Source organism: Litoribacter populi, assembly GCF_007483685.1.
Taxonomy (GTDB): domain Bacteria; phylum Bacteroidota; class Bacteroidia; order Cytophagales; family Cyclobacteriaceae; genus Litoribacter; species Litoribacter populi.
The window spans coordinates 2,000,670-2,013,282 of sequence record NZ_VMKN01000001.1; the positions used below are offsets into that span (position 1 = coordinate 2,000,670).

Consider the following 12,613-nt stretch of genomic DNA (forward strand, 5'->3'; position numbering starts at 1 on the left):
CTATATGAATAATACGTTTTGGAGACTTTTCAAGTATGGATCCTGGGTTAAAAAATCCAATTATTGAATGAGTAGCCTTTTTGTATCGTTGATAGAAGGACTGGTTATCTTAATGATAAATACGCCTTTTGAGAACATCTGTGTACTGAAGGTATAAGTCTGGTTCAAAGTATTTGGATAGTTGACATCGTGAAGCACTTTTCCCGATAGGTTTATAATCTTGATATTTACATCTTCAAAACTTTCGAAATTGAAGCCTATGTTAAAGACATCAACCGCTGGATTTGGATACAATATGGATGTGCCCACATTTGGAATCACCGGGTCAGAAGTTCTTGTGAAAAACAACTCCATATTGTCTACATAAATAGGGGATGTGGTCGCATTTGCCTGATCCACCACAAAGGCAACTCTAATATTGTCATTTCCCCTCCCCGTAAATTCGGAAAGATCCACAAACTCTCTAGTCCAGTCTTCAGGATTATTGGGGTTGACCCCCCCAGCACTTTCGATGGAGGCGATTTCAGAGCCTACTTGGGTAAATACTTCATTATAGGTGGTGCCACCATCATTGGTGATCAAAACCCTAAAGCGCGCATTCCCTCCTTGATGGCTATATGCTTTATCGAAGAAAACGCTTGCCGCCCCTGTTCTGCTGAGATCAAACTTCGGAGTTGCCAACCAATAACTATTCCCCTCTACCATATTAGCCAACTCCATGACTCTTTCCGGATTGTCTCGGCCTGATAGGCTGAAGAATCGCCATGCTCCCAAATTGTTTTCTGGATTAATTATCACCCATGGGGCAAGCGATCCCTGATTGAAGTCTTTTCGCCATGGAGCCCGTACCGTATCAGGTGATTGCACGATGAATCGGGTCAATCGGGATACATTACCTTCATTTTGGTCAAAATTTGGTTGGCTAATTTCCAAGTTTAGTCTATTGGTTCCATTGCCAAAATTACTGGCAGGCAGGTTAATCTGGGCAGTTTCTCCCACAGAAACTGCTTCTCCCTGAGCGATAAAGCTCTGAACGCCACCACTATTTACCTGTCGGGATAGGATGAAGGATGAGACTGGTAAATTACCTATGTTTGTGACCTCTAATACCTGGCTCTCCTGACTTCCATCAACTACTGGACCTGGGCTGATAAGCCTGTTTAAGCTAAGGTTGTATTCAAGCTCCTCTGTTGGCGTGATATTGATGTTTTTGATATAGATATTATTACCGTAGCCATTTAGACTTACAAATGCTATCCGCACATTTGGTTCACCTTCGTATTGGCTAAGGTTAAGGATCTCTTTTCTAAACTGGTCTTCAGAATTAGGGACAAATTCGTTTTGTTCGGGGGCAGTTGTTTGAAGTTGAACACCCTCTTTTCTGTAAGGTGCATTGAACAAGTCAAAGGTGTTTCCACAATCTGTAGAAACCGCAATCCAAAGCCTATCTTCCAGTCCTTCCTGTGGATATGGTGCATATGCCAGATCAAAGGTCATTTGTGCATTTGGAATATCGCTTAGATCAATTGGCGGGGATATGAAGAAATCCCGCTCTCCGATGCGTTCATATTCAAAGCTTCTAATGAATATAACCTCTTGACTTACTCCCGAAATATTAAGGGCTTGAGATTCCCAAGTAAATCTATTGTCATCGTTTCTGATAGACCAAGTAGATTCGAAATCACCAGGAGAGTATGCATAAGGTAAAGGCAAACCATTCTGCAAAATAGGAGTGCTGCTTACTAAATTACTGCTCACATTGACATCAGCGTCCAATCCATTGATTTCAATTATTTCCAACTCAAAAGTATTGTCACTGGAAGGACTTAGATCCACGGGGTTAAAAGTAAGAGTGGTTCTATCTCCAGTAGGAAGGTTTGTAGTAAGTGTTTGTCTGTAGGAGGTGCCGCCATTTACCCGGACTTCAACTCTTAGGGAAGTTATGGTGCTTTCTCCAATGTTTTGTACCTCTATTTGAGGATTGAGGGGAGTGTCGCATATGAAATCACTCGGTTGAATTAATCTTCTAATTACCAAGCTGTAAGGTGGTAGGCCTGCAGGTGGGGTGGTTGCTCTGTTATTAACTAAAGTGACTCTTCTGGGGCTATTTGCCAATACTACCCACATTCTTTCCGCCTGTCCTTGCGTAAAAAGGTTCATGCAACGGTCAGGAGTATAATCCATGTAATTTTCAATCATGTCCCGTGAGTCACAAGTGAAAACCTCTGAGGAGGTACAGCTGGTATTTGCCCGTTGTTGATTGGGAGTATCGTCCACGAAATCATCTACATCACAACCACTGGTGCCCCCAGGAGGATCTCCCCAGGTATGTCTAAGTCCTAAGAAGTGCCCAATTTCATGAGTAAGTGTTCTTCCCCGTACATTGCCGATAGCGTTTCCCCCTTCACCAAAGTATCTGTAGTCAACGGTTACCCCATCCAACTCTCTAGTGGTGGGAGGAAAATTCAATCCAGGAAGATCAGAAATGGGAAAAGATGCATACCCTATATTCGGAGCAGATAATCGAACCACCCAGATATTGAGATATTCCTCAGGTGGCCAGAGGGCAAGACTTGAAATCAGGCTGGCGTCCTGAGGTGCATAGGTATCCGAAGATCCCTGTACTCGGTTGATTCCGGTAGTAGGCAAACCATCTGGGTCTTCCTGAGCCAAAACAAACTCAATTCTGGAATCGGCCGCTACTCCCTGAAACTCTGCAGGAGTGTCCACAGCATCCGGATTTGTTCGGCGAAAATCTTCATTCAGAGTTCTGATTTGGGCTTCAATCTGAGCCCTAGGTATATTTGCGCCATCACCCACTGCGGTACCATTATGGATCACATGGATGACCACGGGTATGGTTCTGATGTCGTCTTGTGTAGTTCGTAACTGGGGGGCTTGTTTGAGTTCTTTGAGCTGACCCTGCATCCAGGTTTCAAAATATTCCTGGCTGCCATAGATACCCATGGCCTCAGTCTGCTTTTGCTCAATAAATGTCGCCGCACATTTTTCGTCGTGCTGGTGTACTGGAGCGGTACTTAAAATCTGCTGGGAATGGCCCTGAAAGCCTAAAAGTAAAAATAAAAAGGATAAGACCAATCTCATCCTAAAAATCAGTAATATCCTTTTCATTCAAGACTAATTAAATAATCGCTATTAAGCCACAGTGATGTTTACGGCTTCCACACGTTTGATCTCAGGGATTGCCTTCTTCACGGCTTCTTCCACCCCTGCCTTCAAAGTCATGGTGGACATGGGGCAGCTGCTGCACGCTCCGGTAAGCTCCAGCTGCAAGACCATGTCTTCGCTCAAACCCACTACTTTAACGTTGCCGCCATCTGCCTCAAGATATGGACGGATACTGTCCAAAGCCCCTTCAATTTTTTCCTTCAACTCTATTTGCATTTTCTTATGCTTTTACCTGTACGATTTCTGTTTTACTTTTATCAGCATTTCTGATGGCTACCTGTCTGGCCAAATTTTCGGCTAGGGCCATAAATGCTCCTTGGGTTATTCCTTCCTTGAATACAGCTGGGTAACCGCTGTCTCCACTTTCCCTTATGCTCTGCACAATAGGTATTTCCCCTAAAAATGGAACATCAAATTTAGCGGAAAGTTTTCTTCCTCCCTCTTTCCCAAATAGGTAATATCTGTTGTCAGGCAATTCTTCAGGTGTAAAATACGCCATATTTTCGACAACACCCAATATAGGAACTTTTATTTGCGGCTGCTGGAACATGGTAAGACCCTTAGTAGCATCAGCAATGGCCACTTTTTGTGGTGTGGTCACAATTACTGCTCCGGTGACCGGAATAGTTTGTACCATGGTCAAATGGATGTCTGAAGTGCCAGGAGGAAGGTCAATGAGTAGGTAATCCAATTCTCCCCATTCCACATCAGCGATAAACTGCCGTAGGGCTGAACTAGCCATCGGGCCTCTCCAGACCACTGCACTATCGGCAGGAGTCAGAAAACCAATTGATATCAATTTAACCCCATATTGCTCAATAGGTATGATGATATTCTTGGCATTCTCCTGCTTCACAGCCGGTTGCTCACCTTCCACGTTGAACATGGTTGGTATGGATGGGCCGGAAATATCAGCATCGATCAAACCAACCTTAGCGCCTGTTTGAGCAAGAGCCACTGCGAGGTTGGCAGAACAGGTTGATTTTCCCACACCGCCTTTTCCCGAGGCAATGGCGATGATGTTCTTGACTTGAGGGATTAATGGGGCATTGTCACGGGCAGTGGTCACGTTGGAAGTCATGAAAATATCTATTTCGACTTCTGGGCCGAATTCTTTTTCTATAGCTTCCAAACAATTGTTTTTGATCACTTCCTTCAGTGGGCAGGCTGGTGTAGTGAGCACCACCTTGAAACTGATTCTACTTTCGTCAATTTCGACATCTTGGATCATTCCCAAAGTGACAAGATCTTTCTTTAAATCCGGATCCTCTACCGTGGATAGAGCCTTAAAAACGCGTTCTTTATTGATACTCATTCTTTTGCTAGCTAATTGAGGCGCAATTTACTTCTTATAAATGCTTTTTTAAAACTTAATAAGGAATAATCCTCGGTATTTGTTCCATAATCGCCCATCATGGGTTAAGCATTTTTTTTTTATCTTTATGCCTTAATTCTTCGATTGAAATAATTTATGGCCATAAGTCACAGCACCACAGAGAAAGTAAAGGAAAGAGCGGATATAGAGGATGTGGTTAACGATTATGTGCCCCTCAAGAAAAAAGGCCAAAACCTTTGGGCATGTTGCCCTTTTCACAATGAAAAATCACCATCCTTTTCCGTTTCCCCAGCCAAGCAGATTTACAAATGTTTCGGCTGCGGCAAGGCTGGCGATCCAATTCAGTTTGTCATGGACGTGGAAGGCATCGGTTTTAACGAAGCCATCCGGCATCTAGCCAAAAAGTATGGAATCGAAATCGAAGAGGACAAAGCCACCACGCCGGAGGACATTCAAGCTTTCAATGAACGTGAAAGCCTTTACATTGCCCTAAATTTTGCCAAAAACCTTTTTGTAGAAAACCTCCAGAGCGAGGAGGGCAGGTCCATTGGACTCAGCTATTTCAAAGAAAGAGGATTTACCCAGGAAATTATCGAAAAGTTTGACCTGGGTTATGCGATGGACAGCTGGGATCATCTGCTCAAATCGGGCAAGAAAGCCGGTCACAGTGAGGATATCTTACTTAAAGCAGGCCTGGTGCTTCAAAAGGAAGACGACAAATCCAGAATTTACGACCGGTTTCGAAACCGAGTCATTTTCACCATACACAATCTAGGAGGCAAGCCGATAGCCTTTGGGGCCAGAGTTCTAACCCAAGACAAAAAGCAACCCAAGTATATCAACTCTCCCGAGACGGAGGTTTACCACAAAAGTGGTGTCCTCTATGGTCTCTTTCAGGCCAAGCAGGCCATGCGACAAGCTGATAATTGCTATTTGGTAGAGGGATACACCGATGTAATTTCTCTGCACTTGGCAGGTATACAAAATGTGGTGGCCTCATCCGGTACCTCATTGACCGAGGGACAGATCAAATTGATCAAGCGCTTTACGGATAATGTAACCGTACTATATGACGGAGATGCTGCAGGCATAAAAGCCTCCTTGCGCGGAATTGACATGTTGCTGGAAGGTGGACTGAATGTTAGAGCAGTTGTGTTCCCTGACGGGGATGACCCCGATAGTTATTCCAGAAAAGTAGGAGGGGAGGTTTTTCAGGAATACTTGAAAAACAATGCTCGTGATTTCATTGAGTTTAAAATTGACCTTTACGCTAAAGAGGCGGAGGGAGACCCCATCAAGCGGGCCGACGTTATCAGGCAAGTAGTTCAGAGTATCGCCAAAATTCCCGATCCGATTATAAGGACTGTTTATGTGAAGGAATCCGGTCGTCTGCTCGGTATTGAGGAGGATATTGTATTGGCCGAACTGAACAAAATCCTGCTCAAGGGTGAAAAAGATGCTGCCTTCAAAGCACAACGGGAACAGGAGGCAAGTGCCGCTGATATTCCTTTTGAGGATCTTTTGCCGGTAGCCAAGCAAGAGGTACCACCCAAAGAAATCTTAGCCGCACAGGAGGGGGAAACTTTGCGCTTGTTGATTTCATACGGGTTTGAAAAAGTGAGTGATGACCTTCATGTCTGCGAATACTTGTTGCAGGAAATTTCTGATTTAAGTTTTGAGACTCCAGTCTTTCAGAAGATACTGGTTCGGTATAAGCAAGCTTTGGCCAAGGGTGAATTGCCCACTGCGGAATATTTCCTTCATACTCCTGACGCTGAAGCGAAATCTGTAATTGTGGGAATGATATCTCAAAAACATGAGCTATCAGAATCCTGGGAGAAAAAGCATCAGATATTCACGGCAAGAGAAAGCGACAATCTTAGCAAAACTGTTTATGATACAGTTTTGAGACTAAAAAGGAATGTGTTGAAAAAGATGATTGACGAAACTAAGCTCAAGATAAAGATAGCCAATGAAGAGGAGTTAGATGAATTACTTGGGGTGTATCAAGAGTTAAAGAAGTTTCAGGGGGAAATAGACAAGTATTTCGGGACAGTGATCTCAAATTAAACCAAACTAAAAATCGCTTTAGTCGGTTTTAGTGGATAAGAAGTGTATTTTTGCACTCGAATTTCGATCTTTCAAAAAATATTATGGCAGAAGAATTTAAGCTCAATACCATTGAAGAGGCAATTGAGGCAATCAAAAACGGGGAAATCATCATTGTAGTGGACGACGAAGATCGTGAAAATGAGGGTGATTTCATCTGTGCTGCAGAAAAAGTTACTCCTGAGATCATCAATTTTATGGCTACCCATGGCCGAGGACTTATTTGTGCATCCCTCATTGAGGACCGTTGCGACGAATTAGGTTTGGAATTGATGGTTGGCAAAAATACCGCTACTTACGAAACCCCTTTCACTATCTCTGTTGATTTGATCGGTCACGGTTGTACCACCGGGATCTCTGCAAGTGACAGAGCCAAAACCATAAAGGCTTTGGTAGATCCGGATACAAAACCGGAAGACTTGGGTAAACCTGGCCATATTTTTCCGCTTAAAGCCAAAAGGGGTGGTGTTTTGAGAAGAACAGGCCATACTGAGGCAGCAATGGATTTAGCTCGACTTGCAGGATTTGCTCCAGGTGGGGTATTAGTGGAAATCATGAACGAGGACGGTACCATGGCGCGCCTACCGGATCTTGTGGAGGTAGCCAAGAAATTTGATTTGAAACTGGTATCAATCAAGGATCTCATCGCATATAGACTTAAAAACGATACCCTTATCAAGAGGGAAATCGGAGTAGATCTGCCGACTGAATGGGGGGATTTTGACTTAATTGCATTTAGACAAACCAATACAGACGAAATCCACCTTGCCCTTATCAAAGGGGAGTGGGAAGAGGATGAGCCTGTAATGGTGAGGGTTCACTCCAGCTGTATAACCGGAGATATTTTCGGATCTTGCCGTTGTGATTGTGGTTCCCAACTTCACACAGCCATGGAAATGGTAGAAAAAGAAGGAAAAGGGGTCATCATCTATATGAACCAGGAGGGAAGAGGCATTGGATTGATTAACAAATTGAAAGCCTACAAACTTCAGGAACAGGGGATGGACACCGTTCAGGCAAATATTGCTTTAGGCTTTCCTACCGATAAAAGAGATTATGGTGTTGGAGCGCAAATTTTGAGAGACCTAGGGGTTTCCAAAATCAGACTGATTTCCAATAACCCCACCAAGAGGGCAGGTTTGCTCGGTTATGGGCTGGAAATTGTTGATTCCTTACCTCTGGAAGTGATTCCCAATCCTCACAACACCAGATATTTGGAAACCAAACGCGATAAAATGGGGCATACCATTTTAAAAAAAGAGATAGATAAAATCAAGTAAAAACAAAGCCCGGGACACCGGGCTTTGTTTTGACCATAAAATCGTATTTTCTCCTAACTTTTCTGAGGTTTACTTCGTTATGTAGGTATAAAAATCATCCAAAATGAAAAAATACTTTTATATAGTCTTACTCACCCTAATTAGCGTATCCTTCGTGCAGGCTCAGGAGTTTCCTAGCCAAGTATGGCATGAAGGACGTCTCTTTTTGATTGATGGGGAAATCCTCGAGGGACCCATCAAGTATGATCTGGAAACCAACACGGTTCAGAGGAAAGGTAACACCATTGAAACCTTCAACGCAACTTCTTTGGAGTATTTTGAAATCTATGATGAGTACTATGGCGGCATTAGGACTTTTTACAGTTTGCCCTATGCCATGAATCCTGATTACGAAGTTCCTGTGTTTTTTGAACTTCTGGTGGATGGCAATAACCTGACTCTTCTTTGTAGAGAATTTATCACAGTTGATAACCGAATGGGAGGTATGGGCATGGGAGGCATGTATATGAATCCAATGTGGGGAGGCCCGATGATGGGAGTGAACAAACTTGCCTTCAATTTCTATTTCCTTCAGGAAGGAAAAATTCAGAAATACAGTCAGAAGAGGAAAGAGCTGTTGAACATTATGGACGACAAGTCTTCGGAAGTCAAGCTTTTTATCAGGAAAAACAGGCTGAACCACGATCGTCGTGGCGACCTGTTAAGAATCACCTCATATTACAATAAATTAAAAGAATCTTAAATGTCAAGACCGCTTATTTTGGTCTCCAACGATGACGGTATCACGTCTAGGGGAATTCGTGTGCTAGTAAATATTATGAAAAAACTCGGGGATGTCGTAGTAGTCGCCCCCGATAGTCCCCAATCAGGCATGGGGCATGCCATTACAATTGGAAATACACTTCGATTAGTAGAGGAGGAAATCTTTGACGATGTACTGGCTTACAAATCAAGCGGTACTCCCGCAGATTGTGTTAAGCTAGCCAAGCACTATGTGTTAAAGGATAGGTCTCCTGATCTTATTGTGAGTGGTATCAACCACGGTAGCAATACCTCCATCAGCGTTTTGTATTCAGGAACAATGTCAGCTGCTATTGAAGGCGCAATCGAAGGTTATCCTTCCATAGGATTCAGTCTTTGTGACTACAGCTCCAAGGCTGATTTTTCCCACGTAGAAGAAATTGTCTATAAAATAGCCAAGCAAGTTTTGGATAATGGAATGCCTAAAGGAGTTGCCTTAAATGTCAATTTCCCGCCAAAACGCAATGAAGCTATAAAAGGAGTAAAACTCTGCCGTCAAGCTCGAGCAAAGTGGCAGGAAGAGTTTAAGGAAAGATATGACCCCAATGGGCAAAAGTATTTCTGGATGGCGGGCAACTTTGTCAATTTCGACAAAGGCGAAGACAATGACGAATGGGCAATAGCAAACAATTTTGCTTCAATAGTACCTTGTCAGTTTGATATGACCGCTCACCATGCCATCACCCAACTTAATGAAGATTGGGATTGGGAGGAAATGAAGTGAATTATTTGAAAAACTATATACCATCAAAGAGGCCGATTTTATAATCGGCCTCTTTTCCTTTTTAAGCTTATCCTCCCCAAAGTAATCTTTTTTCTTACTTTTCTAGAGTTTAAACTGGTTATATAATTACCCTTAAACCAGTCTTTAACCAGTGTAAGACCAGTGTTGAACCAGTCTAAAAATAGTCTGGTACTGGTTGGTTATTGGTTGTGTAATGATTGTGTATTTGTATAATACTAGTTGATTGTTTTGGGTTTGAGTAATTATGTGTAATTATATATAGATTTTAGGTTTACTTAGTTAAGGTGTTTCTCAGAAGATGTGTTTAAATAAAAAAGAGGCTTTTCGAAAGCCTCTCATAATTTTTATGTCAATTTTACAAAATTTAAATCCACCAGTTCTTTTGGGGGAAGTTCCTGTTCGATTAAACTTAATTCTTCGAGAATGGTCATGGTATTGATCAGAGTGATTTTTTCCATGTCAGGATCCGTGGCCCAATTCAAGTCTTTCAACCAAGCTTTGATATCATCAAGTTTTAAATCATAATAAATACTCAAGTCTTCCGCAAGGGAGTCCTCATCCTTTAGCTCAGCAGAAGTTTCATATAGGCCCTTCTGAAGCTGTTTTAATTCGTTTTCGTAGTTTTCAAGTGCTTTCTGACTTGCCACTATCACAAAACATGGCCATGGAGTAGGGATGGAACCAATCCGCCTAAACTCCCCATTGTCCACATAAGGCTTGGTGGTGTATTTCTCCCAGAGAAAGGCCTGCGGCTGATTGGTACGAAAACTTTCTCTTGCCCCATTCAGATCTCCAATTACCTCAAATTTTAAATTGTCAAAAGGCCATCCTCTCTGCTTGGCCAGTAAAAAGGCCATCAAATGTGATCCCGAACCTAAGCGGCTGACTAGAAAGGGATGGTTTTGAAGTTCCGTCAACTCCGAAACTTCACAGTTGGCAGGGACGTGTATGCCCCATGTCAATGGACTTTTGACATGGTATCCAATTGCTGTGGCGTTTAGTTTTTCAATCTTAGCCTTTATGTAACTTTCAGTCAGCAGGATAGCGACGTCTGCTTCCCCCTTTTGAAGGGACTGAACCATAGCACCTGAACCTTTTGGTTCATCCTTCCAAACTACATTAAATTTAAAGGGTTGCTTTTCTACTAGTTTCTTCCAAGGAAAATTAAAATGCTCAGGTACTCCGGTTATCGTTATGTCTTTCATTGAATCACTGGGTTACAAAAAATCGAAATCGTCTTCATGTTTTTTCAATTGGTAATCCAATAGCGCTAAATAAGGATCACCCTCAAGACCTAACAATTTTGCAAAGGCCGGCTCTGTTTTCATTCCCTCTTTTTTCAACTCTATTATCTTTTCCTTAAAATCATCATCGAATTTTTTCAGGATATGATATTCTATAATCATATGCCTAAAAGCCAGCTGTTTTTCTGTTTGAAGGTCCTGGCCAAAAACCTCTATTTCATATCCCTCTAATTCAAACCGACATATTGTGGTGGGTTTTTGATGGAGTTCAACTTTCTTTAGACTAAACCACTTTTCTTTCCCAAATTTGTCAATTAAGTCTAACTTAAATTGTTCAGGATTTTGGGTTTCACATATGATGTCCAAGTCACTTTTGGGGATATCTATAGCCAAAGGAATGGTTCCAACCAATATTGGATTATAAGGTTGAAGTTTGACCATTACATGATGGTCGGTCAGTAACTTATAAACTTGTTGCTGACGGAATGTTCCATGCTGTAGATACTCTATTGTATTAAAGGGATACATATATTACTCTTTAAGATCTCTCCATTCATCTGCCAAAATTCCATAGTATATGGTGTCTCTGCGGCGACCTTTGGTCATTAGGGTATGGCTTCTCAAAACACCTTCTTCGGCTATTCCCAGTTTCTCTAAAGCCTTTCTCGCTACTTGATTAAGCACATCAGTTTTAAACTCTACCCTCCAAAAGTTCACCTTTCCAAAAGCATAATTTAGCATGGCTTTCTTCATGTCTGCATTATTACCTTTGCCCCGAGCGGAAGTGGATAGCCAGGTCCAGCCTATTTCGATCCGTTGGTCTCGTAAACTGATGTTTCCAAAACTACTTGAGCCTATTATTTCTCCTGTAACCTTATCTTCAATTGTAAATGGAATTCTTTGCTTCGATTCCTTAAGTTTTAATCCTTCCAGAAGCCACATTTCCAATTCTCTCTCATCAGAAAGATCGTGCGTAAAATATTTCCAGTCCGCACCCGAGGTCAGTTTTTGGAATTCTGGCATGTCCTCAAGCCGCATGGGCCGTAGTCTTACCATATCACCATCTAGGTTAAGATTGAAGTCAAGGTATCTAGGGTCACATTTCATTGGTATAGATTTTTAGGATCCGCGTGTGCAATATCAATATATAATTCTGAAAGTTTGTCGGTAACATCATTGAAAAAACGCTGGCCCTTTTCCCTAGAAGCTGCCTTTGGGTTGCCAACTCCGGTGTCTTTGGAGATAAGCGGCCAATTTCGTTCAGTCCATGCCCAGCCCTCGCGAAAACCTTTAATCCTGTTTTTCTTCTCTTTGCCTTCACCTGCTTGTTCCAATGGTAGAACTAGTTCCGGGGCGAGATGCATGATCAGGCTGGTTTCCATTTCATCAGCATGGTCACCATCTTGATCGAAGTATTTTTCCTTTTCCATTGATCTAAACCAATTAGAGGTGGCCAAAAACATGTCTGGATACTTTAACCCTAACTCTCTTAGGGAAGTTTTAAAGTCATTTCCCCCGTGACTGTTAACAATCAATAATTTTTTAAGTCCCTGCCTGTTCAACACCTCTATGATATTGTCCAGAATGGCCATCTGGGTAGAAGGGTTAAGATTTATATCCAGGTAGATGTCTTTCTGACCCGTATTGACCCCAAAAGGGATGGTTGGCAACACAGTGACTTTCGTACCTTTTTTCCAGGCTTTTCTGGCAGCTTCAGCAGCGATGTGCTCTGATTCGTAATTATCTGTTCCGTAGGGAAGGTGGTAGTTGTGTGCCTCAGTGGCCCCCCAGGGGAGCACAGCCAAATCAAAACGAAAAGTTTGAAGGTCTTTCCAGTGGCTTTCCGCCAAAATATATGGTCTACTCATGTGCGTGAAATATATCCTCTATATGTTCGGGTAATTCCTGT

General features: G+C 42.4%; 11 protein-coding genes. 4 read left to right on the forward strand and 7 right to left on the reverse strand.

What is annotated here, in order from left to right:
• Window positions 1-60: 60 nt before the first annotated feature.
• The 3 genes from FPL27_RS08805 to FPL27_RS08815 are packed head-to-tail and all read right to left on the reverse strand — an operon-like array spanning window position 61 to window position 4,504.
• The gene (locus tag FPL27_RS08805; protein WP_143960741.1) at window positions 61-3,132 is read right to left on the reverse strand and encodes a T9SS-dependent choice-of-anchor J family protein; all 3,072 of its coding nucleotides are present in this window, start codon (window positions 3,130-3,132) and stop codon (window positions 61-63) included.
• A gap of 24 nt (window positions 3,133-3,156) precedes the next feature.
• The gene (locus FPL27_RS08810; protein WP_143960742.1) at window positions 3,157-3,405 is read right to left on the reverse strand and encodes a NifU family protein; all 249 of its coding nucleotides are present in this window, start codon (window positions 3,403-3,405) and stop codon (window positions 3,157-3,159) included.
• 4 nt (window positions 3,406-3,409) lie between these two features.
• The gene (locus FPL27_RS08815; RefSeq protein ID WP_143960743.1) at window positions 3,410-4,504 is read right to left on the reverse strand and encodes an Mrp/NBP35 family ATP-binding protein; all 1,095 of its coding nucleotides are present in this window, start codon (window positions 4,502-4,504) and stop codon (window positions 3,410-3,412) included.
• 156 nt (window positions 4,505-4,660) lie between these two features.
• On the opposite strand from FPL27_RS08815, the gene dnaG reads away from it, so the two are divergent.
• The 4 genes from dnaG (at window position 4,661) to surE (ending at window position 9,439) form a co-directional block, all read left to right on the forward strand.
• Window positions 4,661-6,595, forward strand: coding sequence for a DNA primase (dnaG, locus tag FPL27_RS08820; RefSeq protein WP_143960744.1), 1,935 nt, complete (start codon window positions 4,661-4,663; stop codon window positions 6,593-6,595).
• 83 nt (window positions 6,596-6,678) lie between these two features.
• The gene (locus FPL27_RS08825; RefSeq protein ID WP_143960745.1) at window positions 6,679-7,914 is read left to right on the forward strand and encodes a bifunctional 3,4-dihydroxy-2-butanone-4-phosphate synthase/GTP cyclohydrolase II; all 1,236 of its coding nucleotides are present in this window, start codon (window positions 6,679-6,681) and stop codon (window positions 7,912-7,914) included.
• A 103-nt stretch (window positions 7,915-8,017) separates the two neighbouring features.
• Window positions 8,018-8,656, forward strand: coding sequence for a hypothetical protein (locus tag FPL27_RS08830; protein ID WP_143960746.1), 639 nt, complete (start codon window positions 8,018-8,020; stop codon window positions 8,654-8,656).
• Complete coding sequence (surE, locus tag FPL27_RS08835; protein WP_143960747.1) at window positions 8,657-9,439, forward strand: 5'/3'-nucleotidase SurE; 783 nt, start codon at window positions 8,657-8,659, stop codon at window positions 9,437-9,439.
• A gap of 365 nt (window positions 9,440-9,804) precedes the next feature.
• Here the strand turns inward: surE and FPL27_RS08840 are convergent, their stop codons facing one another.
• The 4 genes from FPL27_RS08840 to FPL27_RS08855 are packed head-to-tail and all read right to left on the reverse strand — an operon-like array spanning window position 9,805 to window position 12,572.
• Complete coding sequence (locus FPL27_RS08840; protein WP_143960748.1) at window positions 9,805-10,665, reverse strand: type 2 periplasmic-binding domain-containing protein; 861 nt, start codon at window positions 10,663-10,665, stop codon at window positions 9,805-9,807.
• Between the two features lie 12 nt (window positions 10,666-10,677).
• Window positions 10,678-11,232 (reverse strand): DUF4269 domain-containing protein, encoded by a 555-nt coding sequence (locus tag FPL27_RS08845; protein ID WP_143960749.1) that lies wholly within the window; start codon window positions 11,230-11,232, stop codon window positions 10,678-10,680.
• 3 nt (window positions 11,233-11,235) lie between these two features.
• Window positions 11,236-11,811: a GNAT family N-acetyltransferase gene (locus FPL27_RS08850; RefSeq protein ID WP_143960750.1), complete on the reverse strand. Its 576-nt coding sequence runs from the start codon at window positions 11,809-11,811 to the stop codon at window positions 11,236-11,238.
• Window positions 11,808-12,572: a creatininase family protein gene (locus FPL27_RS08855; RefSeq protein WP_143960751.1), complete on the reverse strand. Its 765-nt coding sequence runs from the start codon at window positions 12,570-12,572 to the stop codon at window positions 11,808-11,810. Before FPL27_RS08855 ends, FPL27_RS08850 begins: the two co-directional genes overlap by 4 nt.
• Between the last annotated feature and the right edge of the window lie 41 nt (window positions 12,573-12,613).